At 67.1% G+C, this 23,481-nt stretch carries 27 protein-coding genes; 11 read left to right on the top strand and 16 right to left on the bottom strand.

Features of this window, described 5'->3' with window-relative positions; translation table 11 throughout:
* Window positions 1–3: 3 nt before the first annotated feature.
* Window positions 4–1,362, bottom strand: coding sequence for a L,D-transpeptidase (locus tag AT701_RS04705; RefSeq protein WP_011727294.1), 1,359 nt, complete (start codon window positions 1,360–1,362; stop codon window positions 4–6).
* 6 nt (window positions 1,363–1,368) lie between these two features.
* Window positions 1,369–2,460 carry a UDP-N-acetylmuramate dehydrogenase gene (locus tag AT701_RS04700; RefSeq protein WP_003892354.1) on the bottom strand — a complete coding sequence of 364 codons (1,092 nt, stop codon included), beginning with the start codon at window positions 2,458–2,460 and terminating at the stop codon, window positions 1,369–1,371.
* A 26-nt stretch (window positions 2,461–2,486) separates the two neighbouring features.
* On the opposite strand from AT701_RS04700, the gene AT701_RS04695 reads away from it, so the two are divergent.
* Genes AT701_RS04695 through AT701_RS04675 form a run of 5 tightly spaced genes read left to right on the top strand, consistent with a single transcriptional unit; the run spans window position 2,487 to window position 6,115 of the window.
* Entirely contained in the window at window positions 2,487–2,993 is a 507-nt protein-coding gene (locus AT701_RS04695) for a DUF2505 domain-containing protein (RefSeq protein ID WP_003892353.1), read from the top strand.
* A gap of 22 nt (window positions 2,994–3,015) precedes the next feature.
* Window positions 3,016–3,531 (top strand): DUF2505 domain-containing protein, encoded by a 516-nt coding sequence (locus AT701_RS04690; protein ID WP_014876911.1) that lies wholly within the window; start codon window positions 3,016–3,018, stop codon window positions 3,529–3,531.
* A gap of 4 nt (window positions 3,532–3,535) precedes the next feature.
* Window positions 3,536–4,312, top strand: coding sequence for a class I SAM-dependent methyltransferase (locus AT701_RS04685; protein ID WP_003892351.1), 777 nt, complete (start codon window positions 3,536–3,538; stop codon window positions 4,310–4,312).
* Between the two features lie 9 nt (window positions 4,313–4,321).
* Complete coding sequence (locus AT701_RS04680) at window positions 4,322–5,119, top strand: carbon-nitrogen hydrolase family protein (protein ID WP_058125284.1); 798 nt, start codon at window positions 4,322–4,324, stop codon at window positions 5,117–5,119.
* A gap of 60 nt (window positions 5,120–5,179) precedes the next feature.
* On the top strand, window positions 5,180–6,115 hold the full coding sequence (locus tag AT701_RS04675; protein WP_011727292.1) for an LmeA family phospholipid-binding protein: 936 nt from the start codon (window positions 5,180–5,182) through the stop codon (window positions 6,113–6,115).
* A gap of 37 nt (window positions 6,116–6,152) precedes the next feature.
* Here AT701_RS04675 and deoC read toward each other — a convergent pair whose 3' ends face one another.
* From deoC to AT701_RS04645, 6 genes are all read right to left on the bottom strand, one after another.
* Entirely contained in the window at window positions 6,153–6,836 is a 684-nt protein-coding gene (deoC, locus tag AT701_RS04670; RefSeq protein ID WP_003892348.1) for a deoxyribose-phosphate aldolase, read from the bottom strand.
* Complete coding sequence (locus AT701_RS04665; RefSeq protein ID WP_036452632.1) at window positions 6,836–7,249, bottom strand: DUF2599 domain-containing protein; 414 nt, start codon at window positions 7,247–7,249, stop codon at window positions 6,836–6,838. The genes deoC and AT701_RS04665 overlap by 1 nt, the downstream gene beginning before the upstream one ends.
* Window positions 7,250–7,253: 4 nt before the next feature.
* Window positions 7,254–7,538, bottom strand: a complete 285-nt coding sequence (locus AT701_RS04660) for a DUF2516 family protein (protein WP_011727289.1) — start codon at window positions 7,536–7,538, stop codon at window positions 7,254–7,256.
* A gap of 76 nt (window positions 7,539–7,614) precedes the next feature.
* Window positions 7,615–8,313 carry a hypothetical protein gene (locus AT701_RS04655; RefSeq protein WP_058125283.1) on the bottom strand — a complete coding sequence of 233 codons (699 nt, stop codon included), beginning with the start codon at window positions 8,311–8,313 and terminating at the stop codon, window positions 7,615–7,617.
* A 77-nt stretch (window positions 8,314–8,390) separates the two neighbouring features.
* Complete coding sequence (locus tag AT701_RS04650; protein WP_058125282.1) at window positions 8,391–8,819, bottom strand: helix-turn-helix domain-containing protein; 429 nt, start codon at window positions 8,817–8,819, stop codon at window positions 8,391–8,393.
* A gap of 87 nt (window positions 8,820–8,906) precedes the next feature.
* Window positions 8,907–10,223 carry a DUF445 domain-containing protein gene (locus AT701_RS04645; RefSeq protein ID WP_058125281.1) on the bottom strand — a complete coding sequence of 439 codons (1,317 nt, stop codon included), beginning with the start codon at window positions 10,221–10,223 and terminating at the stop codon, window positions 8,907–8,909.
* A gap of 119 nt (window positions 10,224–10,342) precedes the next feature.
* On the opposite strand from AT701_RS04645, the gene AT701_RS04640 reads away from it, so the two are divergent.
* The 3 genes from AT701_RS04640 (at window position 10,343) to AT701_RS04630 (ending at window position 12,921) form a co-directional block, all read left to right on the top strand.
* A complete protein-coding gene (locus tag AT701_RS04640) occupies window positions 10,343–11,047 on the top strand; it encodes a TetR/AcrR family transcriptional regulator (RefSeq protein WP_011727286.1) in 705 nt (234 codons plus the stop codon).
* Between the two features lie 4 nt (window positions 11,048–11,051).
* On the top strand, window positions 11,052–11,939 hold the full coding sequence (locus tag AT701_RS04635; protein ID WP_058125280.1) for a polyphosphate kinase 2 family protein: 888 nt from the start codon (window positions 11,052–11,054) through the stop codon (window positions 11,937–11,939).
* A 109-nt stretch (window positions 11,940–12,048) separates the two neighbouring features.
* A complete protein-coding gene (locus AT701_RS04630; RefSeq protein WP_058125279.1) occupies window positions 12,049–12,921 on the top strand; it encodes a type IV toxin-antitoxin system AbiEi family antitoxin in 873 nt (290 codons plus the stop codon).
* Window positions 12,922–12,960: 39 nt separating this feature from the next.
* Here the strand turns inward: AT701_RS04630 and AT701_RS04625 are convergent, their stop codons facing one another.
* From AT701_RS04625 to AT701_RS35575, 5 genes are all read right to left on the bottom strand, one after another.
* Window positions 12,961–13,833, bottom strand: a complete 873-nt coding sequence (locus AT701_RS04625; RefSeq protein WP_003892339.1) for a cyclopropane mycolic acid synthase family methyltransferase — start codon at window positions 13,831–13,833, stop codon at window positions 12,961–12,963.
* Window positions 13,834–13,997: 164 nt separating this feature from the next.
* Window positions 13,998–14,858 (bottom strand): 3-hydroxybutyryl-CoA dehydrogenase, encoded by an 861-nt coding sequence (locus tag AT701_RS04620; RefSeq protein ID WP_003892338.1) that lies wholly within the window; start codon window positions 14,856–14,858, stop codon window positions 13,998–14,000.
* Between the two features lie 130 nt (window positions 14,859–14,988).
* Window positions 14,989–16,275, bottom strand: coding sequence for an isocitrate lyase (gene aceA, locus AT701_RS04615; RefSeq protein WP_003892337.1), 1,287 nt, complete (start codon window positions 16,273–16,275; stop codon window positions 14,989–14,991).
* Between the two features lie 248 nt (window positions 16,276–16,523).
* A complete protein-coding gene (locus AT701_RS04610; protein ID WP_011727282.1) occupies window positions 16,524–17,372 on the bottom strand; it encodes an acyl-[acyl-carrier-protein] thioesterase in 849 nt (282 codons plus the stop codon).
* 101 nt (window positions 17,373–17,473) lie between these two features.
* Window positions 17,474–18,133, bottom strand: coding sequence for a hemerythrin domain-containing protein (locus tag AT701_RS35575; protein WP_081319375.1), 660 nt, complete (start codon window positions 18,131–18,133; stop codon window positions 17,474–17,476).
* A 132-nt stretch (window positions 18,134–18,265) separates the two neighbouring features.
* Here AT701_RS35575 and ramB point away from each other — a divergent pair, with 132 nt between their 5' ends.
* Both ramB and AT701_RS04590 read left to right on the top strand, forming a co-directional pair.
* The gene (gene ramB / locus AT701_RS04595; protein WP_003892333.1) at window positions 18,266–19,702 is read left to right on the top strand and encodes an acetate metabolism transcriptional regulator RamB; all 1,437 of its coding nucleotides are present in this window, start codon (window positions 18,266–18,268) and stop codon (window positions 19,700–19,702) included.
* 27 nt (window positions 19,703–19,729) lie between these two features.
* The gene (locus tag AT701_RS04590; protein ID WP_058125278.1) at window positions 19,730–20,290 is read left to right on the top strand and encodes a carboxymuconolactone decarboxylase family protein; all 561 of its coding nucleotides are present in this window, start codon (window positions 19,730–19,732) and stop codon (window positions 20,288–20,290) included.
* Between the two features lie 6 nt (window positions 20,291–20,296).
* Here the strand turns inward: AT701_RS04590 and AT701_RS04585 are convergent, their stop codons facing one another.
* Window positions 20,297–20,566 (bottom strand): hypothetical protein, encoded by a 270-nt coding sequence (locus AT701_RS04585; protein WP_058125277.1) that lies wholly within the window; start codon window positions 20,564–20,566, stop codon window positions 20,297–20,299.
* A complete protein-coding gene (gene lpdA / locus AT701_RS04580; protein ID WP_058125276.1) occupies window positions 20,563–21,957 on the bottom strand; it encodes a dihydrolipoyl dehydrogenase in 1,395 nt (464 codons plus the stop codon). Before lpdA ends, AT701_RS04585 begins: the two co-directional genes overlap by 4 nt.
* Window positions 21,958–22,122: 165 nt before the next feature.
* On the opposite strand from lpdA, the gene AT701_RS04575 reads away from it, so the two are divergent.
* Window positions 22,123–22,992: a cyclopropane mycolic acid synthase family methyltransferase gene (locus AT701_RS04575; protein WP_058125275.1), complete on the top strand. Its 870-nt coding sequence runs from the start codon at window positions 22,123–22,125 to the stop codon at window positions 22,990–22,992.
* Here AT701_RS04575 and AT701_RS04570 read toward each other — a convergent pair whose 3' ends face one another.
* A complete protein-coding gene (locus AT701_RS04570; protein WP_011727277.1) occupies window positions 22,993–23,469 on the bottom strand; it encodes a DUF779 domain-containing protein in 477 nt (158 codons plus the stop codon). It abuts the gene before it with no gap.
* Between the last annotated feature and the right edge of the window lie 12 nt (window positions 23,470–23,481).

Genomic DNA, 23,481 nt, shown 5'->3' with positions numbered 1-23,481 from the left:
GACCTATCCGCCGGGCGCAGGCTCGGGCGGCGCCGTTGTCGTCGGCGTCCCCGACAACGTCGGGGCGTCGCTCGGCGTCGCGGGCGCCGACGCCGGGATGTCGGACGGCGCGCGCGTATCGGACAACGCCGACATCGACTTCCACTCGTCCCAGTCCACGGCCCAGTCCCAGATGTCGCCGTCGGCGTAGGACAGCTGGATGCGGGTTCCGGTGACCTCTACCGGGTCGCCGTAGATGGCGCTGTTGAAGTACTGCTGTGAGTTCTCCAGGTTCAGGTTGATGCAACCGTTGGTGACGTTGGTGTTGCCCTGCGCGCCGATGCTGTTCGGGTTGCAGTGGATGAACTCGCCGTTGTTGGAGATCCGCACCGCGAACCGCTCGTGCACGTTGGCGTAGCCGGCCGCGGGGTTGGTCATGTAGAAGTCCTCGTACTTCTCGGTGACCACGTGGATGCCGCTGCGCGTGACGTTGCGGTCCAGGTCGCCCTCGCCGTAGCTGCACGGGAAGTCCATGATGACCGCGCCCGCGCCGTCGAGCACCTGGATGCGGTGCGACGACGCCTCGGCCTTGACCACCTGCTTGCGCCCGATCTCGAAGTCGAGGGTGGCATCGGCCGCACCGTAGGCGCCGTCGCCGAACTCGACGCCGTACAGCGGCGCCTTGACGTGGACCTTGGTGCCGGCCGGGAAGTACTCGCGGCTGCGCCAGTGCACGCGCGATCCGGCGGCCTCGTCGGGCAGCCAGGCCCAGCTGCCCTCGACCGGCGGTTCGGTGACGACGCTGAGCGCCCGTTCGACGGTGGCGCGGTACTGGTCGTCGATCGAGGCGTCGAACTGCAGGATGATCGGCGCGGCGACGCCGACCACCTGGCCGTCGGCGAGCTGGAATTGACCGCTGACCTGGGTCTGCGGGGTCACCGTGGTGAACTTGCCCTCGATGGGCACGGTCTTGCCGTCCTCACCGACCACCGACCCGGACCAGGTGTAGGTGGCGTCGTAGCCGAGCGGTTCGGTGATGGTGAACGCCGTGCGGTCCTGGTTGAGCCTGCCGCTGACGACCTTGCCCGAGGCGTTGGTCAGCGCGATCTTCTGGATCCAGCCGTCGGAGATCTCGATGCCCACTTCGGACGTGGGCAGTACGTCGACGGTGTCGGGCTCGGGGCTGTACTTGAGCGTCGGCTCGGCGGGTGCGGCCTCGGGCTCGTCCTGGCTGCTCAGCGGCGTCTTGCCGGAGCACGCGGCCAGCACGCCTGCACCCATGCCCACCGCGAGTGCCGTCAGGGCGCGCCGCCGGTTCATCAACGGCGCTGGGGCCTGTCTGTCGGCCGATATCTCGGCCTGGTCATCACCGGCGGGGCTCACGTGGATCTAGGGTACCGACAGCACGCACCCCAGCAGAATCGGTTCTGGTGTGAGTTCGATCCCGAACACGTCGAGCACGCCCGCCCGGACCGTGCCTGCCAGGGCCATCACGTCGGCCGTGGTGGCCTGGCCGCGGTTGGTCAGCGCCAGCGCATGCTTGGTGGACAGCCGTGCCCGCGCCCCCTCACCGGGGTAGCCCTTGCCGAAGCCCGCGCGCTCCACGAGCCAGCCCGCGGCGAGTTTCACCCCGTCCGGCGCGGGATAGTTGGGCACCGGCCCGGCGCCCGCATCGCGCGCGATGCGCTCGACGCGCTCGAAGTCGGCGTGCGTCACGACGGGGTTGGTGAAGAACGAGCCGACGCTCCAGGTGTCGTGGTCGGGATGGTCCGGATCGGGGTCGACCACCATGCCCTTGCCGGTCCGCAGCCGCAGCACGGCGTCGCGCACGCGCAGCGGGTCGGTGCGCTCCCCCGGTTCCACGCCCAGCGCCGTCGCCAGTTCGCGGTACCGCACCGGGGCGCTGCGACCCGCGGCGTCCAGACCGAACTCGACCTCGAGCACGATGACCGCGTCGGAGTGTTTCAGCACGCTCGTGCGGTATCCGAAGCGCAGCTCTTCGGTTGTCGCCCAACGGTCTTCACCGGTACGACGGTCCAGCAGCCGCACCCGTGTGATGGTGTCGGCGACCTCGGCGCCGTACGCGCCGACGTTCTGCACCGGCGTCGCACCGGCCGAGCCGGGGATGCCCGACAGGCACTCCAGCCCGCCCAGGCCGTGCGCGAGCGAGGTCACCACGACGTCGTCCCACAGCGCGCCGGCCTCGGCACGCACACGGTCGCCGTCGACGGTGATCTCGGTGTTGGCGATGCGCACGACCGTGAGATCGGTCAGGTCGTCGGCCAGCACCACGTTGGACCCGCCGGCGAGGATCAGCAGCGGCTCGTCGTCGGCGGTCAGTGCGCGCAACACCCCGATGAGCTGTTCGGTGCTGGTGCATGTGAGCATCCGCCGCGCCACGGGCCCGATCCGCAGCGTGGTCAGCGGGGCCAGCGGAACCGCCTCCGCGATCTCCACGCCGGCAACATGCGAACTGGCCACGGCCGCTAACGGTAGCCTGACCAGCTATGCCGCGATCATTCGACATGGCCACCGAGTACGACGGCAGCGTCGAACAGGTGCTCCGGGCGTTCGGTGACGAACGCTACTGGCGGGCGCGGCTCGCCGATTCCGGAGCCGACGAGGCGATCCTGGACACCCTGACCGTCGACGCCGACGGCGGTATCGACGTGGTGACCACGCAGGTGCTGCGCTCGGATCGGCTACCCGGGCTGGTGTCGCAGTTCCATCCCGGCGACCTGAGCATCCGCCGCGAGGAGACGTGGCAGCCGGTCCGCGACGGGCGGACCAGCGGCAAGGTCGCGGGGTCGATTCCAGGGGCGCCGGTGTCGCTGACCGGGACCATGGCGCTCGAACCGTCGGGCGCGGGCGCACGCCTGTCGGTGCGCACCACGGTCGAGGTGCGGGTGCCGCTCGTCGGCGGCAAGATCGAGAACTTCATCGGCAGCCAGCTCGTGGACCTGCTGGTCGCCGAACAACGCTTCACCACGGTGTGGATCACCGAGAACGCCTGATTACTGCCGTAGCGTCGAATCCATGAGCCGCCGCCGCGAACACCCAATGGCGTTCACCGCACCGCCTGAGGCGGTGTTCGCGGCCTTCGCGGGCGAGGACTACTGGCAGGCGATGATGGCCCGCTACCGCGAACACACGCAGGAGTCGGAGATCACCGCGTTCACCTCGGGCGACGACGGCATCGACGTCTCGTTCCGCCAGGTGCTGACCCGCTCGGAGCTGCCCGGGATCGTGCGCAAGGTGATCCCGGTCGACATGGTCATCGAGCGCCACCAGCACTTCACCGCGTTCAACGCCGTCAACGGCACCGCCGCGGGTCACTTCGAGGCGACGGTGCCGCGCACCCCGGGCCGCCTCGACGGCACCTATGCGCTCATCGGGACCTCCACGGGCAGCCGGCTCGTGGTTACCGGCCGTGCCAAGGTGTCGGTGCCGCTGGTCGGCGGAAAGCTCGAGGACCTGGTCCTCGAATCCATGAAGAACCTGCTGACGCTGGAGGAGGCGTTCACCGCTGACTGGCTCGCCCAGCACTCCTAAGCCGGTGGGCGCCGTCACCCGCGGCACCACCGGTTACAACCGGTTGCGTCGCAGCGACCGCTGGCTGGTCCACGAACCGCGCGTCCGCACGGCGCTGCGCAGCGCGAGCGATCCCCTGGTGATCGACCTCGGATACGGCGCGTTGCCCATCACCACCCTCGAGCTCGCGTCGCGGCTGCAGATCGTGCGGGCCGACCTGCGGGTCGTGGGCCTGGAGATCCATCCGGAACGCGTCGCGACCGCCCGGGCGCTGGCCGCCCCGACGGTGCAGTTCGCGCTCGGCGGGTTCGAACTGGCCGGGTTGCGGCCGGTGCTGGTGCGGGCGTTCAACGTGCTGCGCCAGTATCCCGTCGAGGCGGTGCCCGACGCCTGGGCCACCATGCGCCGGCAGCTCTCACCGGGTGGGCTGATCGTCGACGGCACGTGCGACGAGCTGGGGCGACGATGCTGCTGGGTGCTGCTCGACGCCGACGGCCCGGTGAGCCTGACCCTCGCGTGCGACCCGTTCGCCATCGAGCGCCCGTCCGACCTCGCCGAACGCCTGCCCAAGGTGCTGATCCACCACAACGTCGCCGGCCAGCCCATCCACACGTTGCTCACGGCCGCCGACCGGGCGTGGGCCAGCGTGGCCGGGCACGGCGTGTTCGGTCCGCGCGTGCGCTGGCGCGCGATGCTGGAGTTGTTGCGTGACGAGGGCTTCGGTGTGCAGCCGCCGCGGCGGCGGATGCGCGACGGGGTCCTCACGGTCAGCTGGCAGACCATCGCGCCCCTGAAGAATTAGGCTGGAGTGATGCGGATCGCTCTCGCCCAGATCACCACCGGTACGGACCCGTCGTCGAATCTGGAGCTGGTCGAGTCCTACACCCGGCGCGCCGCCGGCCACGGCGCGCGACTGGTGCTGTTCCCCGAGGCCACGATGTGCCGGTTCGGGGTGCCGCTGGGCCCGGTGGCCCAACCGCTCGACGGGCCGTGGGCGCGCGCCGTGCGCGACATCGCAGCGCGTGCCGGTGTGGTGGTGGTCGCGGGCATGTTCTCGCCGAGCGACGACGGCCGCGTCACCAACACGCTGATCGCCGCGGGCGCGGGCGTGGACACCCACTACCACAAGATCCACCTGTACGACGCGTTCGGTTTCACCGAATCACGCACCGTCGCACCGGGTTTCACGCCGACGACGATCACCGTCGACGGCGCGCCGGTCGGCATCACCACGTGTTACGACATCCGTTTCCCCGAGTTGTACGTCGAGCTCGCGCGTCGCGGTGCCCAGCTGATCACGGTCCACGCGTCGTGGGGCTCCGGGCCAGGCAAGCTGGATCAGTGGACGCTGCTCGCGCGCGCCAGGGCACTCGACACGACCGGTTACATCGCCGCGGTCGATCAGGCCTATCCCGGTGACGAGATCGCCAAGGCCGGCCCCACGGGTGTCGGCGGAAGCCTGGTCGCCTCCCCCACCGGGGATGTGCTGGCCTCCGCGGGCGCCGAACCCGAGCTGCTGACCGTCGACATCGACCTCGACGCCGCGACGCGCGTCAGGGACACCGTCGCCATTCTGGACAACCGGTCGGCGCTGGCGGGGCTCAGCTGAACCTCGGTGGACATCAAGTCGCTCACAGGTTGCTCAGCCCGGTAAGGCACAATCGCTGGCGTGACCGATCCCTGGGCTCGACCCACCGACCAGGCCCCGCAAGCATCATCGCCGCAGCCCCAGCCGGGTCTGCCCCCGCAGGACCCCCAGCCGACGCCGCCCGGCGCACCGCCGCACGCAGGCGCGCCCGGCCAGCCGGTGCAGCCCGGAGCACCTGCCGAGCCGCCCAAGGGCTCGTCTCCCAAGTCGAAGGTCAAGAGCCTGCTGTCCGACCCGCTGTCGGTGGTGCTGGTGGTGGTGATCGTGCTGGCGCTGGTGGTCGCGGGCGTACTCGGCGGTGAGCTGTACGCGCGCAACCGCGCCGACAGCATCGTCGCCGGGATCGTCTCGTGCGTCGTCGAGGACGATGTGAAGGCGTCGTTCGACCCGCTGCCGCCGTTCCTGCTGCAGCACATGTCGGGTCACTACACCAACATCAACATCGAGACCGCGGGCAACCAGATCCGCGAGGCCAAGGGCATGAAGGTCGCGCTGGACATCCGCGATGTCCGCCTTGAGGACACGCCGACCTCGACCGGCACGGTCGGCTCGCTCAACGCCGACATCACGTGGTCCACCGAAGGCATCCGGCAGACCGTGGCCGACATGGTGCAGCTGCCGTTCATCGGTTCGGCGATCTCCGACGTCAAGACCAATCCGTCGGCGGGCACCATCGAGCTCAAGGGGCTCATCGGCACCATCACCGCGCGCCCGCGCGTGGTCAACAAGGGCCTGTCACTGCAGATCACCGAGCTCAGCGCGATCGGCCTGTCCTGGCCGCGCGAGACGCTGCAGCCCATCCTGGACAGCTTCACCTCGCAGCTGACCGAGAACTACCCGATGGGTATCCACGCGGATTCGGTGCAGGTCACCGACAGCGGTGTGGTCGCCCGGTTCTCGACGCAGAACGCCGCGATGCCCAAGGGCGAAGAGGATCCCTGCTTCGCGGGGATCTGACCTTTCGGTCTGACCGGCCGACAGGCCGGGCCGACGCTCAGGCCGAGCCGAACCCGTCGAGCACCGCGCGTGAGCCGGACAGGCCCAGCCGGGTGGCTCCCGCGTCGAGCATGGCCGCGGCCTGCTCGGCGGTGCGGATCCCGCCGCTGGCCTTGACCCCGAGGCGCTCGCCGACGGTGCGCGCCATGATCTCGACCGCCTGCACCGACGCGCCGCCGGACGGATGGAAACCCGTGGAGGTCTTCACGAAGTCGGCTCCCGCGTCGCGCGCGACCCGGCACACGTCGGCGAGCAGCGGTTCTCCCGAGAACTCCAGGAGCGCCGCCGACTCGACGATGACCTTGAGCGTCGCCGCGCGCACGGCCTTGCGGACCGCGGTGATGTCGGCGGACACGGCGTCCAGATCCCCGGCGAGCGCAGCACCGACGTCGATCACCATGTCGATCTCGGCGGCGCCCGCCGCGACCGCGAGTTCGGCCTCGGTCGCCTTGATGCCGGGCACGTGCTTACCGGACGGGAAGCCGGCCACCGCGGCGATCGCCAGGCCCGACGGCGCGACGCCTGCGGCGACCGACACCAGCGGCGGTGATACGCAGACCGCGAAGACTCCCAGGTCAGCCGCCTCGTCGACGAGGGCTGTGACGTCGGACGGCGTCGCCTCCGGCTTGAGCAGGGTGTGGTCGACGAGCGCAGCGACCTGCGCGCGCGTGTAGTCGGTCATCAGAAAGGCTCCTCGGTGCCGCCCGGATTGCACCCGGTCGCGGCCATCTCTTCCGGCGAGACCTCGGGTCGCCACGGCTCCAGGTTCCAGCTGGTCTTCCCCGGCTCGACGAGTTCGGCGAACGTCCAGTGGCACACGAACTGTTCTCGCATGCCGGCGATGTCGGCGTCCGGTGAGAGCGCCAGCACCTGCCGCCACGCCTCGTCGGCCAGCGCGGCGCCGCCCGGTTGGCGCGACAGCTCGCGCGCCGACGCCGTGGGGTACACGCGCAGGCTCGACAGGTCGCCCCATTTGGCCCATTCGACGTGGTCGACGTACGGCGTCGAGTCCTCGGCGTGAGCCGTCGGCACCCATGCGAGCGCAGCCGTCAGCACAACACTTGCCACGGCAGGCGCGGCGAACGAAAGTCGCATCTACTCAGCGCGACTTTCCTTGGATCTCAAGCAATTTCGGCCGGACGTCCACCAGGTACACGCCCGTGGCGCAGGCCGAGATCGCGGCACCGAACGCGTCACGCAGCAACAGCAGCAGGAGCAGTCCGACACCGAGGATGATCAGCCACACGGGCTTGGTCAGTTTGCCGGTCGCCGTGTAGGCGTCCGGGCGTTGCATGGCCGCATGCACCAAGGCATAGACGCCCACAAAGAACACCAGGGCGACGAGTACCAAAATAATGACGCCCGCAAGGTCGGCAAGTATCACCTCACCAGCCTATGCGGGCGCCATCGTCAACGTCGAATGACGTCTGTACATCCCCCTCGCGTCGCGTTTCGGCGAACTACTTCTGGGTGACCTTCTTGGCCGGGGCCTTGGCCGCGCTCTTGGCCGGAGCAGCCTTCTTGGCGGGGGCGGCCTTCTTGGCGGGGGCGGCCTTCTTGGCGGCCGGGGCGGCAGCCTTCTTGACCGGCTCGGCGGTCTCGGCGGCAGCCTCCGAAGCGGTCTCGGCCGCGGCCTCGGCACGCTTCGGCAGTTCGACGCCCACCAGCTTGGCGGCACGCTCGCCGACCGCGCGGGTCTGCGACGCCACGGTGCCCAGGGCCTCCTGGGTCAGCTCGACGGCCTGGTCGGTGTAGGTCTCGACGCGGGTAGCGGCCTCTTCGAGCGCAGGCTGATTGCGCAGGCGCTCCAGCGCCGCCTCGCCACGCTCGACGAGCTTGTTGTAGGTCGCGGTGGCCTGGTCGGCGTAGCTCTCGGCGGCCTTGCGCAGCTCTTCGGAGTTCAGCTTCTTGCGCAGTTCCTCCGAGTTCAGCTTCTCGCGCAGCTCACCGAACTGGCTGGGCAGCTCCTCCTGCAGCTTGGTCAGGCGCGCGCGGCTCTCCTCGACGCGGGCCTCGGCGTCGCTGCGGGCCTCCCCGGCACGCTCGAGCAGGGTCGCGATGATCTCGTTGACCGTGGCCAGCGCCAGATCCGCGGCGCCGACGGCGGCGAGCAGCGGAGCCTTGAGCTCTTCTACGGTGGGTTGGGTGTTGTCAGCCATGTCGTTGTTCCTTTCTGCGGACTGTGTGTGCGGGATGTCCCGCAGTTGTCAGTTGTGTGTGCATGTTTCGGTCGGTGTCAGTCAGTAGCCGGCTCCTCATCTGGTGAGGGAATCGCCGCGGGACCTTCGGGCTCACCCGCGGCTTCGTTCTGCTGGCGAAACGACGTGTAGATGTCGAGCAGCACCTGCTTCTGGCGCTCGGTGATGCTCACGTCGTTGACGATGGCGTCGCGGACCTCGCTGGGTTCGCTGGGTTCCAGGATCCCGGCGCGGACGTAGAGCACTTCCGCGGACACCCGCAGCGCCTTCGCGATCTGGTTGAGCACGTCGGCGGAAGGTTTCCGCAATCCCCGCTCGATCTGGCTGAGGTAGGGATTGCTCACACCGGCCTTCTCGGCCAGCTGACGCACCGATACCTGCGCCGCTTCGCGCTGAGCCCGGATGAAGCTGCCGATGTCCTGCGCAGCGTTGGAGACCACTGCCGCGAGATTCTCATCCTGCGCCATTGAAGCCCCCTCATAGCTCGGTATCCGATGTCGACGAATACAGGCTACGTGCGAGTGCTAACTTTTGCAAGCACTAGTTAGCGCAGGTCAGAAGAGCAGCTGGGCTACCGAGTAGATCACCAGGCCCGCGAGCGCACCGACCACGGTGCCGTTGATGCGGATGAATTGCAGATCGCGTCCCACGTGGAGTTCGATGCGCCGGCTGGCCTCGTCGGCGTCCCAGCGCTCGATGGTCTCGGTGATGATCGCGGTGATCTCCACGCCGTATTCGGTCACCAGATGCTGCGCGGCGCGGATGATCCAGTTGTCCACCTTGTCGCGCAGTTCGGCGTCGTCGCGCATCGATTCACCGATGCGCACCACCGAATCGGCGATGCGGGTGCGCAACGCCGACGACGGATCGTCGACCGACTCCAGCACGATGCGCTTTGCTGCGGTCCACGCCGTCTCGGCCGCCCTGGCGACCTCGTCGCGCGCCATGATCTGTTCCTTGACGTTCTCGGCGCGTTGGATGGTCGCCGGGTCGTTCTGCAGATCGTCGGCGAACTCGAACATGAACCGCGTCGCAGAGCGGCGCAGTTCGTGATCGGGATTGCGCCGCACCTTGTCGGTGAAATCCATCAGCTCGCGGTGGATCCGGTCTCCGACGAGGTGGTCGACCCAGCGCGGCGACCAGGTCGGTGAATCGCGTTCGATGACCCGCTCGATCACCTCACCCGCGTTGAGCGACCACTGGAAGGCCCGGTCGCACAACAGCTGGATGAGCGCCTCCTGGCGGCCCTCGGCGAGCAGCGACGCCAGCACCCGTCCGATCGGCGGGCCCCACTGCGGCTCGGCGATGCGTTTGACGATCATGCGGTCGAGCACATGCTGCACGTCCTCGTCGCGCAGCATCTCCACCCCGACGCGCAGCACGGTCGCGGTCTCGGCGGCCACCCGCTCGGCGTGCGCCGGATCGGACAGCCACTTGCCCACCCGGCCGGCCACCTGCGCGTCACGCAGTTTGGCGGCCACCACATCCGGGGACATGAAGTTCTCGCGGACGAAGGTTCCCAGCCCCTCGCCGAGTTGATCTTTCTTACGCTTGATGATCGCGGTGTGCGGGATGGGCAACCCCAGCGGGTGCTTGAACAATGCCGTGACGGCAAACCAGTCAGCAAGCGCGCCGACCATGCCGGCCTCGGCTGCCGCCCGCACGTAGCCCACCCACGGCGCGGCACCGTGGGATTGCGCCCACGTGCACAGCAGAAAAATGACGGTGGCGCCGACCAGGAAACTCAGCGCCACCACCTTCATCCGCCGTAAACCCCGCCTGCGCTCGGCGTCTGCCGCCGTATCGGCACCGGCGAGGGTCTCGGCGAAGCTCGGCCGTGCGGCGGGCAACGCGTGCTGATCCGCATCCATTCGATGAGCCACATTTCCATCATCCGCCACCGCGCCAACATCCCCGTCAACCCGTGAGCCGAATCCTGGCGAATCGCCGTAGTATCGAGGTGACCTAGGGAACGGAAACTACTGCGAAAGTGGCACAGCAGACTCCACCGGCGACGGTGAAGACCGATGGACGCAAACGGCGCTGGCACCAACACAAGGTGGAGCGTCGTAATGAATTGGTGGACGGCACCCTCGAAGCCATCCGCCGCCGGGGCAGCAACGTCAGCATGGACGAGATCGCCGCTGAGATCGGCGTGTCCAAGACCGTGCTGTATCGCTACTTCGTGGACAAGAACGATCTCACCACCGCGGTGATGATGCGGTTCGCGCAGACCACGCTGATCCCCAACATGGCGGCCGCGCTGTCGTCGAACCTCGACGGGTTCGCTCTCACACGCGAGATCATCCGCGTCTACGTCGAGACCGTCGCCGCCGAGCCCGAACCGTACCGGTTCGTGATGGCCAACAACTCCGCGAGCAAGAGCAAGGCCGTCGCCGATTCCGAGCAGATCATCGCGCGCATGCTCGCGGTGATGCTGCGCCGCCGCATGGCCGAGGTCGGCATGGACACCGGCGGTGTCGAGGCCTGGGCGTTCCACACCGTCGGCGGTGTCCAGCTCGCCACGCACTCGTGGATGTCGAACCCGCGGATGACCTCCGACGAGCTGATCGACTACCTGACCATGCTGTCGTGGTACGCGCTGTGCGGCATCGTCGAGGTCGGCGGATCGCTGGAGAAGTTCAACTCGCAGCCGCATCCATCGCCGATTCCGCCGCGTCACCTGCTTGACTGACCGGATGTCCGATTTCGACGACGATGACCTCGCCGGGGACCTGCCCACGCTGTGGACCCATGAACCCCACCAACACTTGGCCTTCCGCCAGGGCGACCAGGTCAGCCGCATCAAAACCGATGGCACGCCGGGCTTTCGCGGTTCGAAGTCCGACGCCGCGACATTGCAGGTCGAGCGCAACCTGCGCCTGGCGTCGCTGCAGGAGATGCTCTACGCGCGTTCCAAGGCCGGTGACGACAACCGCTCGGTGCTCCTGATCCTGCAGGGCATGGACACCGCAGGCAAGGGCGGCATCGTCAAACATGTTGTGGGCGCGGCAAATCCGCAGGGCGTCCGGTACACGAGCTTCGGCAAGCCGACCGAGGAGGAACGCGCCCACCACTACCTGTGGCGAATCCGCAACGCGTTGCCGCCCGCGGGCCACATCGGTGTGTTCGACCGCTCGCACTACGAGGATGTGCTCATCGTCCGCGTCCACAACCTGGTACCGCCCGAGGTGTGGAGCGCCCGCTACGACGAGATCAACGAGTTCGAGCGCGAACTCGTCGACGCAGGCACCACCCTGGTGAAGGTCGCGATGTTCGTGTCGCTGGCCGAACAGAAGAATCGCCTCGCCGAACGCCTCGAACGTCCCGACAAGTACTGGAAGTACAACCCGGCCGACATCGACGAACGCCTGCTGTGGCCCAAGTACCAGGAGGCCTATCAGGCCATGCTGGAGAAGACCTCGACCGATCACGCGCCGTGGCACATCGTGCCGTGCAACCGGAAGTGGTACAGCAGGCTGGCCATCACCGAACTGCTCATCGAAGCGCTCAAGCGCCTCAACATGTCCTGGCCGCCACCGGATTTCGATGTCGAGGCCGAGAAGCGCAGGCTTTTTGAGGCTTGAGTTTCGCCGACACTACGCTTTCTTGCGCTGAATCCCCCGTTTTCTCGTCAACAACCGTAGCGTCGGCGAGCATGGAACCGGATGGCCCCCGCGCGCGTCGAATACCGGCATGGGGGACATCATCGTGGGGAGCGAGGCACTGTCGAGCGGGGTGCTCACCCGGTACGCGCTGCAGACCAGTTACCGCAAGCTGCACCGAAATGTCTATGTACCGCGCGATTTCAGCCTCGATGCCCGTAGCCGCGCGAGGGCCGCATGGCTGTGGTCGGGCCGGACCGCGACGCTGGCCGGATACTCCGCCGCGGCGATGCTCGGCAGCAGGTGGCTACCGGACGACGCGCCTGCCGAACTCGCCCGCGTCCGCCACCCCTCCCCTGCCGGGATCCGGATCCACACCGGCGTCATCGCCGACGACGAGATCTGCAGGGTCGGCGGCATGGACTGCACCACACCCGCACGCACGGCCTATGACCTCGGCCGTCGGCTACCGGTCGAGACCGGGGTGATCCGCCTCGACGCCCTGCTCAATGCCACCAAAACCGATGTCGCCGAGGTGATGTCGGTCGCCGAGCGGTATCGCGGAGCACGCGGCATCCGCAGGTTGCGCACCACACTGGATCTGGTCGATCCCGGTGCGGAGTCACCGCAGGAGACCCGGCTGCGGTTGGTGCTGGTGAGAGCCGGTCTGCCGCGCCCGGTCACTCAGATACCGGTGCTCGACGAGCGGGGTCGCGTGCGGCGTCGCATCGACATGGGGTGGCCGGATCGCATGGTCGGCGCGGAGTACGACGGAGCGCACCACTGGCAGGACCCTGCCGCCCACGCATCCGATATCGATCGGCTGGAATTCCTGGCCGCGTCGGGCTGGACGATCATCCGGGTGAGCCACGAACACCTGCGGTACCGGACGCCGGCGGTGATCGCCCGTGTCCGCGATGCCCTCGAATGCGCCGAGGCTACGGTTGTTCGCGCGAATTCGTGAGAATCACGCGAAAAACCGTAGCCTCGGCGACGGAAAAACCTACTTGACCAGCGTGAACTGGCCGACGTTGGTGATGCCGCGACGGAAGAAGTCGGCGCAGCCGGTGAGGTACTTCATGTAGCGGTCGTAGACCTCTTGGCCCTGCATGGCGATGGCCTCGTCCTTCTTGGCCTCGAGGTTGGCCGCCCACATGTCGAGCGTGCGGGCGTAGTGAGGCTGCAGCAGGTGGATGCGCTCGAGCTTGAAGCCCGAGTCCGCGGCGAGCTTCTCGATGTCCTCGACCGCGGGAAGCTGACCGCCCGGGAAGATCTCCTCGCCGATGAACTTCATGAACTTCAGGTCGCTGATCGTCAGCTTGATGCCGTTTTCGCGGAAGAACTTCTGGGTGTGCGCCAGGATCGTGTGCAGCAGCATGCGGCCGTCGTCGGGCAGGATGCTGTACGCACGCTCGAAGAACACCGGGTAGCGCTCGGCCTTGAAGGCCTCGAACGCGCCGATCGACACGATGCGGTCGACGGGCTCGTTGAACTCTTCCCAACCCTGCAGGCGGACTTCCACGCTGCGGTTGGTCTCGATCTTCGCGAGGCGCTCACGCGCGTAGTCCGACTGCGCCTTGCTAAGGGTGATGCCGATCACGTTCACGTCGTACTTGGTGACGGCCCGCTCCAGCGCGCCGCCCCAGCCGCAGCCGACATCGAGCAGGGTCATGCCCGGCTTGAGGTCCAGCTTGCCGAGTGCGAGATCGAACTTGGCGTTCTGCGACTCGTCGAGCGTCATGTCCTCGCGCTCGTAGTAACCGCAGGTGTAGCCCATGGTGGGGCCGAGGAACAGCGCGAAGAATTCGTTCGAAATATCGTAGATCGACTGCGATTCCTCGTAGTACGGCGCCAGTTCGGACTCGACGTTTGACATGCGACAGATAACCCTTTGCGTTTTTCGTCTTCTGAAGACTTGTACGGGCCGACGCGCATTTTGCGCAGGCTCTCGATGGAGCCGGGATGGCCTTCCTTTGGGAAGAGTAGCCAAGCGAAGCTCTCAGTGCCAGCTTGGCCCGCCCCCGCGTAATCAGCAGCTGATCAGTAGGTATAGAAGCCCTTGCCCGTTTTCTTGCCGAGCTGGCCGGCCTCGACCATGCGCAGCAGCAGTGGCGGCGCCGCGTACAGGGGCTCCTTGAACTCGTCGAACATCTTGTCGGCGATCAGCTTCAGCGTGTCGAGCCCTACCAGATCGGACAGGCGCAGCGGCCCCATCGGGTGCGACAACCCGGCCACCACGGCCTTGTCGACGTCCTCGATGGTGGCGACGCCACCTTCGACCATGCGGATTGCCGAGAGCAGGTACGGCACGAGCAGGAAGTTCACCACGAAGCCGGACCGGTCGGAGCACCGCACGACCTGCTTGCCCAGCACCGATCCGGCGAACTGCTCGACCCGGTCGGCCGCCGCCTCGGAGGTGACGAGTGTGGACACCAACTCGACGAGTGGCAGGACGGGCACCGGGTTGAAGAAGTGCAGGCCCAGCACGCGCTCGGGGTTCTCGGTGGACGCCGCGATCTTCATGATCGGGATGCTCGACGTGTTCGACGCCAGCACCGCGTCGGGGTCGGTGATCACGCGGTCGAGTTCGGCGAAGATCTCGCCCTTGATGTTCTCGTCCTCGATCACGGCCTCGATGACCAGCTGACGGTCGGCCATGTCGGCGAGGCTCGTGGTGAAGCGCAGCCGGCCCAGCGCCTCGTCCTTCTCACGCTCGGTGACCTTGCCCGCGCTCACGGCGCGCTCCAGCGACTTCGTGATGCGGTTGCGCCCGGCCGTCACGAAGGCGTCAGTGGTGTCGTAGACCAGGACGTCGACGCCCGCGCGGGCGGACACCTCGGCGATGCCGCTGCCCATCTGGCCGGCTCCGACGACACCTACTCGTTCGATTGCATTGCTCACTGCTTGTTTTCCTCCTCGCGTGCGGGCCGTTCAACTCTCGCATTCCGCAGACACGCGACAGGCCCCGCCCAAGAAACCTGAGCGGGGCCTGCGCTGTCAACACTTACCGGGTGGAGCCGTCACCGGTGGCTCAGTGGAACTGACCCTCTTCGGTCGAGCCCGCGAGCGCGGTGGTCGAGCTGTTGGGGTCGACCGTGGTGGCGATGCGGTCGAAGTAGCCGGCACCCACCTCGCGCTGGTGCTTGGTGGCGGTGTAGCCGCGCTCCTCGGCAGCGAACTCGCGCTCCTGCAGTTCGACGTACGCGCTCATCTGGTTGCGGGCGTAGCCGTAGGCCAGATCGAACATCGAGTAGTTGAGCGCGTGGAAGCCGGCCAGCGTGATGAACTGGAACTTGAAGCCCATGGCGCCCAGTTCCTTCTGGAACTTCGCGATGGTGGCGTCGTCGAGGTGCTTCTTCCAGTTGAACGACGGCGAGCAGTTGTAGGCCAGCATCTGGTCGGGGAACTCCGCCTTGACGCCCTCGGCGAACTTCTTGGCGAGCTCGAGATCCGGCGTGCCGGTCTCCATCCAGATCAGGTCGGAGTACGGCGCGTAGGCCTTGGCGCGCGCGATGCAGGGCTCCAGGCCGTTCTTCACGCGGAAGAAGCCTTCCTTGGTGCGCTCACCGGTGATGAACGGCTGGTCGCGCTCGTCGACGTCGGACGTGATCAGCGTGGCGGCCTCGGCGTCGGTGCGGGCGATGACGACGGTGGGCACGTCGGCCACGTCGGCCGCCAGGCGCGCCGAGGTCAGGGTGCGGATGTGCTGCTGGGTCGGGATCAGCACCTTGCCACCGAGGTGGCCGCACTTCTTCTCCGAGGCCAGCTGATCTTCCCAGTGCGAGCCCGCGACACCCGCGGCGATCATCGCCTTCTGCAGCTCGTAGACGTTGAGGGCACCACCGAAGCCGGCCTCGCCGTCGGCGACGATCGGAGCCAGCCAGTTCTCCACCGAGGTGTCGCCCTCGACCTTGGCGATCTCGTCGGCGCGCAGCAGCGCGTTGTTGATGCGGCGGACCACCTGCGGCACCGAGTTGGCCGGGTACAGGCTCTGGTCGGGGTAGGTGTGACCGGACAGGTTGGCGTCACCGGCGACCTGCCAGCCGGACAGGTAGATGGCCTTGAGGCCCGCGCGAACCTGCTGGACGGCCATGTTGCCGGTCAGCGCGCCGAGCGCGTTGACGAAGTCCATGTCGTGCAGCTGCTCCCACAGCACCTCGGCGCCGCGGCGGGCCAGGGTGTGCTCCTCGACGACGGTGCCCTGCAGGGCCACGACGTCCTCGGGGGTGTAGTCGCGCTTGATGCCCTTCCAGCGGGGGTTGTGATCCCAGTCGTGCTGGATCTGCTCGGGGGACTTCGGGGTGCCAACGGTCGACATTGGACGGCTCCTTCGGTTGTTAAGTCACTGCGGTTGTTAACACCGCAGCAGCTTCACTGGTGTGCTAACCCGACGATGGCACATGACATAACCGCAGGTCCACCCGTTTCCTTTGCCAATTTTGGCGAAACGTGTGCGTTAACTTGCGAAGATTGTGAAGAAATATGATGGCTGTACCGGTTCAGAAGCTACCGGCGAGTAGCCACTTTTCGCAGGTCAGTACGCCCGTACTGTTAAACGTGATTGATTCAGAGCGAGAAGAGACAGGCGACGGCTTTCGTCTCCTCGCCGACCGCATATGTGAGGGTTGTAACAGTCCGATCGGTGAGTTCCGGACCGAATTTGTCGGTCGTACCCGGCGGGTGGGTGTGGGAGATGATCTCCAGCTTGTCGCCGAGCGCCACGGGAGCGTCGTGCTCGATGGTCACGCGCAACGGCTGCGCGAGCAGCTCGGGATGCGTGTACAGGTAGTCCTCGACCACGGTCCAGTAGACGGCGTTGTTCATGTGGTCGAACAGGTCGATGTCGGCGACGCGCACCGGGTACTCGCGGATCTCCAGCGCGTCCTCGCGGCTGCCCGCCTTGAGATAGGGCTTCCAGCGCAGCCGGTCGATGTCGGTGGTGCGCCGCAGTCCGGCCAGGAAGTCGTCGGCGATCCGCGACGGGCCCTGGGTCTCGCGGTTGATGTTGATCCAGAACGCCTCGGACTCGACCAGGCCGCCCTTGCGTCCGTCGATGCGCACGCGCATCTCGCACCACCGGTTCGAGGTGCCCGAGCACCAGCGGCGCAGCCGCAGCAGTTCGGGGAACTCGATGGGCTCGATCATGTCGATCATGGTGCGGCGCACGATCCAGGCCGGATGGGTGTCCTCGAACCCCAACTGGCGCAGATGATCCTGGCCGATGTCCTGGATGTGCCGGGTCGAGGCATCGAAGCGCAGCCGCCCGTTGCGGTCGATGTCGGCGACGCGCAATGGCCAGCCGGTGTCGAACACGTCGGGGTGCGGGTCCGGTACGGGCATCATCGTCTTGGCCAGACCCGTGCTCACCAGACTGTTCTCACTGCTGTCTTTGCTGCCCTTCTCGGTGCCCGTCATGCTCTCGTCTTTCCCATCTGAGTCGCCTGCTCGCGGCCGCTGAGCAGGCGATCCCATACTGCCAGAGCGTCAACGGCACCGCTTTCATCAGCGCATATCGCTCAAACGCCCTGCGACCCGGCCGTTGACCTGGACAATTCGGTGCTGCGCTGCGGCGCATCGGTGCCGTAGATCACCTCGGCGTAGCCGGCGTAGGCGGCCTGCGCAATCGGGCGCGGGTTCGGGCCCACTTCCGGCGGCAGGTTCGCCATGGTGCGCTCGACGGTCTCGTCGTCACCCTCGTACGTCGTCATCCCGATCGTGAGCATCAGGTCTTTCGGGTCGATCGCCATCGCCATGGTGGCGATGACACGGTCCCACTCGGACCGCGCGATGTGACGCTCCATCTCCGGAACGATCCAGCGCTCCTCGTAGTCCATGTGGTCGACCACGACAGCCTCGAGCGTTTGCAGCGCCTCGACCAGGGCGCCGCGGCTCACGGCGTCGGCGTCGCGACGCCATGCCGAGACGGCACCGGCCACGGCGTCCAGCGCTGCGTCGACGTCGCGGTGCTGACGTTCCACGTCGTGGACACGCTGAGCCTGCGGTGCAGCGCGTTCCAGCAGCAACGGCCAGACGTGGTCGTCCTCGCCGGCGTGGTGGTGGTGCAGCAGCGTCGCGATGAATCTCAGATGGTCGGCGATGACGCCTGCGCGCGCGACCTCCCCCGCCGCCACGGCACGGACCACGTCGACCGCAAGCCCGAACTCCCGCCGGAACATGCGGGTGTGCCATCTCCATCTCACGCGTCAGCTCGCCCGCCGAAGCGTCCGAATCAGCCATGTCCCGTGACCCCCTCACAGTTTGCAAATGTTGTTAAAGCCCGCTTTGCAACAGGCCCTAGGATGTAGAACGTGCCGAAGACGTTCGTCGGTTCGCGGGTGCGACAACTGCGGAGCGAACGCGGATTCAGCCAGGCCGCGCTCGCGCAGATGCTCGACATCTCGCCGAGCTACCTCAACCAGATCGAGCACGACGTGCGCCCGTTGACGGTCGCGGTGCTGCTTCGCATCACCGAGGTGTTCGGCGTCGACGCGACGTTCTTCTCCCCGCAGGACGACACGCGCCTGGTGGCCGAACTGCGCGAGGTCACCCTCGATCGCGACCTGGGTGCCTCCGACGTCGACCTCACCGAGGTCGCCGACATGGTGGCCTCGCACCCCAAGTTGGCACGCGCGATGGTGAACCTGCACCGGCGTTACCGGCTGGCCACGACGCAACTGGCCGCCGCCACCGAGGACCGGTATTCCGACGGCAGTGGCAGCGGCGCGATCACGATGCCGCACGAGGAAGTGCGCGACTACTTCTACGAGCGCCAGAACTATCTGCACGAACTCGACACCGCCGCAGAGGATCTCACCGCACGCATGCGCATGCACAGCGGCGACCTGGCCGCCGAGCTGACCAACCGGCTGACCAGCGTGCACGGCGTGCGGGTGGTGCGCCGCATCGACATGGGCGAGACCGTATTGCACCGCTACGACCCGGCCACCAAAACGCTGGAGATGAGCAACCACATCTCACGCGGTCAGCAGGTGTTCAAGATGGCCGCCGAACTGGCATACCTGGAATTCGGCGATCTCATCGACAAGCTCGTCGACGAGGGCCGGTTCACCAGCGACGAGTCGCGCACCCTGGCCCGGCTGGGCCTGGCCAACTACTTCGCCGCGGCGACGGTGTTGCCCTACCGGCAGTTTCACGATGTCGCCGAAAACTTCCGCTACGACATCGAGCGGCTGTCGGCGTTCTACCAGGTCAGCTACGAGACCATCGGGCACCGGCTCTCGACGCTGCAGCGCCCGTCGATGCGCGGCGTGCCGTTCTCGTTCGTCCGCGTCGACCGCGCGGGAAACATGTCGAAACGCCAGTCCGCCACCGGTTTCCACTTCTCGTCGTCAGGCGGCACGTGCCCGCTGTGGAACGTCTACGAGACATTCGCCTACCCCGGCAAGATCCTGGTCCAGATTGCGCAGATGCCCGACGGCAGGCACTACATGTGGGTCGCGCGCACCGTCGAGCGTCGCGCGCACCGGTACGGTCAGCCCGGCAAGACCTTCGCGATCGGTCTGGGATGCGAACTGCGCCATGCGCATCGGCTCGTCTACTCCGAAGGCCTCGACCTGTCGGGCAACGTCAGCACCCCGATCGGTGCGGGATGCCGCGTGTGCGAACGCGACAACTGCCCGCAGCGCGCGTTCCCCGCGCTGGGCAAGGCACTCGACCTCGACGAGCACCGGTCCACGGTGTCGCCGTATCTGGTCAGGCCGAGCGAGGTGAAACCGCTCGGCTGACCGAAGCGGTTCTTTAGACTCGCGGAGGTGACCCGCGACCATCAGACCGAGCCCGCCCGTATCCCCGCCACCCGCAGCCTGCGCGCTCTCGGGCCGATCGGCTGGATCGCGGCCCGGGCGGGGGCACGCGCGATCCGGGCACCGCGCTTTCACCTGTTCGACGTCATCGGCCAGCACAAGCTGGCGTTCCTGGCGTTTCTGCCGTACTCCGGTGTGCTGCTGAACTGGGGCAAACTGCCCAAGCGCGACACCGAACTGGTCATCCTGCGCGTGGCGCACCTGCGTGGCAGCACCTACGAACTGCAGCAGCACCGCCGGCTGGCCCGCAGCCGCGGCCTCGACGCCGAAACACAGGCCAAAATCTTCGAGGGGCCCGACGCCGAGGGCCTGACCGATCGTCAGCGGACGCTCATCACCGCGACCGACGAGTTCGTGGTCACGCGCTCGATGTCACCGGAGACCTGGGCGGCGCTGTCCACGCACCTCAACCGGGCGCAGCTGATCGAATTCTGTTTGCTCGCAGGGCATTACGACGGCCTTGCCGCCACCATGGCGACCCTGCGCATCCCACTCGACTTCCCCGACTGAGCAAACCTACAGGTACGTCACGCCCAGCAGCGTCAGCGAGAACAACACGGGCGACACCGGCAGGCACCACAGAAACGCCGCCCACACGCGCGAACGCTGCTGGTACTTTCGCCAGCCCACCCAGGCCGCCGCGGCACCACCCACGAATGACAGCGCGGCAACCACCAGAACCCAGCGGGTGACCCGCGAGCTGTCGGTGGCCAACGTGATGGCGGCCAGCCACAAAATGTGGCCGGCCACCAAACCGGCTATGCCGGAGACGATCTCGTTTCTCAAAAGTTGATCATGTGGCCGGCCAGACCGTGGAAGCACTCCTGCAACGCCTCCGACAGCGTCGGGTGGGTGTGCACGTTGCGGGCGAGCTCGTTGACGGTCAGGTCCCACTTCTGGGCCAGGGTCAGCTCAGGCAGCAACTCCGAGACGTCGGGGCCGATGAGGTGCCCGCCGAGCAGTTCGCCGTACTTGGCGTCGGCGATGAGCTTCACGAACCCGGTCGGGTCGGCCAGGCCGTGCGCCTTGCCGTTCGCGGTGAACGGGAACTTGGCGACCTTCACGTCGTAACCCTCGTCGCGAGCCTGCTGCTCGGTGAGCCCGAAGCTCGCGACCTGCGGCTGGCAAAACGTCGCGCGCGGCATCATGCGGTAGTCGCCGAGCGGCAGAGTCTCTGCGCCGGCGATGGTTTCGGCCGCGACCACCGCCATCGCCTCGGCGACGTGGGCGAGCTGAAGCTTGCCGGTGACGTCACCGATGGCGTAGATGTGCCCCACGTTGGTGCGCATGTAGTCGTCGATGCCGATGGCCTTGCGGTCGGTGAGCTCGACACCGGCCGCCTCCAGGCCGTAACCCTCGACGTTGGGTGCGAAGCCGATGGCCTGCAGCACCTTGTCGGCCTTGAGTTCCTCGGTCTTGCCGTCCTTGCTGACGGTCACCTTCACCGTCGAGCCGTCATCGGCAATACCCTCCACCTTGGTGCCGGTGAGGATCTTCACGCCCAGCTTCTTGTACTGCTTCTCGATCTCCTTGGAGACCTCGGCGTCCTCGTTGGGCAGGGCGCGCGGCAGGAACTCGACGATGGTGACGTCGACGCCGTAGTTCTTCAGCACGTACGCGAACTCCATGCCGATCGCGCCGGCGCCGGCGATGATGATCGAGCCGGGCAGCTCACGCGAGAGGATCTGTGTCTCGTAGGTGACCACGTTCTCCGACAACGACGTGCCGGGCACCAGGCGCGTGCTGCTGCCGGTCGCGATGATCGCGTTGGAGAACTCGACTTTCTCGGTCCCGCCGTCGTTGAGCGCGACCTCCAGGCTGTTGGGGCCGGTGAACTTCCCGTAACCGTGGATCTCGGTGATCTTGTTCTTCTTCATCAGGAAGTGCACGCCCGCGACACGGCCGTCGGCGACCTTGCGGCTGCGGTCGAACGCCGCGCCGTAGTCGAACGTCGCCTCACCACTGATGCCGAAGGTCTTGGCTTCCTTGTTGAACATGTGGGCGATCTCGGCGTTCCGCAGCAGCGCCTTGGACGGGATACAGCCAACGTTGAGACACACGCCGCCCCAGTACTTGGGTTCGACAATTGCGGTATTCAGCCCCAGCTGGGCGGCGCGAATGGCCGCGACGTATCCACCGGGACCGGCTCCGAGAACAACAACGTCAAAGTGGGTCACGCTCCCACCCTAGTGGGCGGCGCAACGGTCACACGCGGCGATCGCAGCGGAATGCGCCACACCTGCCCGCTTCGGCCGATATCGAGGCGGATTCGGCCGGGCGTCGTTGATATGGGTGTCCCCGCCGCACCTGGTGGGCATTTCCATGAGTAGAGAGGCACCGGTGTGAGCGAGACGCTGACTCCCAACTTTGCCGATGTGCAGGCCCATTACGACCTTTCCGACGACTTCTTCCGGTTGTTCCTGGACGCGACGCAGACCTACAGCTGTGCGTACTTCGCCCACGACGGGATGACGCTGGAAGAGGCGCAGATCGCGAAGATCGACCTGGCCCTGGGCAAGCTGGGGCTGGAGCCCGGGATGACGCTGCTCGACGTGGGCTGCGGCTGGGGTGCGACCATGCGGCGCGCGGTCGAGTCCCACGACGTCAACGTGGTGGGACTGACACTGTCGAGGAACCAGGCCGCTTACGTCGAGCGCATGCTCGACGACGTGGGCGGCAGGCGTTCCCGGCGCGTGCTGCTGCAGGGGTGGGAGCAGTTCGACGAGCCCGTCGACCGCATCGTGTCGATCGGCGCGTTCGAGCACTTCCGGCATGAGCGCTACGACGAGTTCTTCGGCAAGGCCCACACGCTGCTGCCCGACGACGGCGTCATGCTGCTGCACACCATCTGCGGGTTCCACCCCAACCACTTCCGGGAGGCCGGGATCCCGATGACGATGGAGATGGCGAAGTTCGTCAAGTTCATCCTCACCGAGATCTTCCCCGGCGGGCAGCTGCCGTCATCTCAGATGGTGCACGACCGCGCCGAACGGGCCGGCTTCATCGTGTCCCGCGAGCAGTCGCTGCAGCCGCACTACGCCAAGACCCTCGACATCTGGGCGTCGCGCCTGCAGGCGCACCAGGACGAGGCCATCGCGATCCAGTCGGTGGAGGTCTACCAGCGGTACATGAAGTACCTGACCGGGTGCGCGCAACTGTTCCGCGACGGCCAGGTGGACGTCACGCAGTTCACCCTGCAGAAAGGGCGCTGATCAGCGTCCCGGTACCGGGCAGGCGTCCTCGGCCTCGGCGACGACGGAGGTCCCGGTCTGCACCGGCCGGGCACCCTCGGCGTACTGCGCGCCGGTGATCGGCGGCTGCGCGGCCAGTTCCTCGTTCTCGGCGTCGGTGAACGCGCGTCCCCGCGACAGGAACCGCATCCCCTCAGGCGATTCGAGGCTGAAGCCGCCGCCACGGCCGGGCACCACGTCGATCACCAGCTGCGTGTGCTTCCACGCCTCGAACTGCGGACCCGAGATCCAGACCGGGACACCGTCACCGACGTCGAGCACCCCGAGAAGGACGTCGCGGTCACCGACGATGAAATCGCCCTCGGGGTAACACATCGGGGACGACCCGTCACAGCAGCCGCCGGACTGATGAAACATCAACGCGCCGTGCGTCTTCTGCAACCGCGCAAGTAGATCGGCGGCCGCCGCGGTGATCAGGGCCCTCGACGGGGTGCTCATATCGTTCTCCAG

Source organism: Mycolicibacterium smegmatis (assembly GCF_001457595.1).
Taxonomy (GTDB): Bacteria; Actinomycetota; Actinomycetes; order Mycobacteriales; family Mycobacteriaceae; genus Mycobacterium; species Mycobacterium smegmatis.
Note: the sequence above shows the minus strand (reverse complement) of the source record. Positions and strands in the feature narration are given on the sequence as shown.

What these genes read in the sequence shown, in the direction of transcription:
- AT701_RS04695 (WP_003892353.1), top strand. Translation starts at nt 2,487, where the DNA reads ATGCCGCGATCATTCGACATGGCCACCGAGTACGACGGCAGCGTCGAA.
- AT701_RS04690 (WP_014876911.1), top strand. Translation starts at nt 3,016, where the DNA reads ATGAGCCGCCGCCGCGAACACCCAATGGCGTTCACCGCACCGCCTGAG.
- AT701_RS04680 (WP_058125284.1), top strand. Translation starts at nt 4,322, where the DNA reads ATGCGGATCGCTCTCGCCCAGATCACCACCGGTACGGACCCGTCGTCG.
- deoC (WP_003892348.1), bottom strand. Translation starts at nt 6,836, where the DNA reads ATGACCGACTACACGCGCGCGCAGGTCGCTGCGCTCGTCGACCACACC.
- AT701_RS04665 (WP_036452632.1), bottom strand. Translation starts at nt 7,249, where the DNA reads ATGCGACTTTCGTTCGCCGCGCCTGCCGTGGCAAGTGTTGTGCTGACG.
- AT701_RS04655 (WP_058125283.1), bottom strand. Translation starts at nt 8,313, where the DNA reads ATGGCTGACAACACCCAACCCACCGTAGAAGAGCTCAAGGCTCCGCTG.
- AT701_RS04650 (WP_058125282.1), bottom strand. Translation starts at nt 8,819, where the DNA reads ATGGCGCAGGATGAGAATCTCGCGGCAGTGGTCTCCAACGCTGCGCAG.
- AT701_RS04645 (WP_058125281.1), bottom strand. Translation starts at nt 10,223, where the DNA reads ATGGATGCGGATCAGCACGCGTTGCCCGCCGCACGGCCGAGCTTCGCC.
- AT701_RS04635 (WP_058125280.1), top strand. Translation starts at nt 11,052, where the DNA reads ATGTCCGATTTCGACGACGATGACCTCGCCGGGGACCTGCCCACGCTG.
- AT701_RS04630 (WP_058125279.1), top strand. Translation starts at nt 12,049, where the DNA reads ATGGGGGACATCATCGTGGGGAGCGAGGCACTGTCGAGCGGGGTGCTC.
- AT701_RS04625 (WP_003892339.1), bottom strand. Translation starts at nt 13,833, where the DNA reads ATGTCAAACGTCGAGTCCGAACTGGCGCCGTACTACGAGGAATCGCAG.
- aceA (WP_003892337.1), bottom strand. Translation starts at nt 16,275, where the DNA reads ATGTCGACCGTTGGCACCCCGAAGTCCCCCGAGCAGATCCAGCACGAC.
- AT701_RS04610 (WP_011727282.1), bottom strand. Translation starts at nt 17,372, where the DNA reads ATGACGGGCACCGAGAAGGGCAGCAAAGACAGCAGTGAGAACAGTCTG.
- AT701_RS35575 (WP_081319375.1), bottom strand. Translation starts at nt 18,133, where the DNA reads ATGTTCCGGCGGGAGTTCGGGCTTGCGGTCGACGTGGTCCGTGCCGTG.
- AT701_RS04570 (WP_011727277.1), bottom strand. Translation starts at nt 23,469, where the DNA reads ATGAGCACCCCGTCGAGGGCCCTGATCACCGCGGCGGCCGCCGATCTA.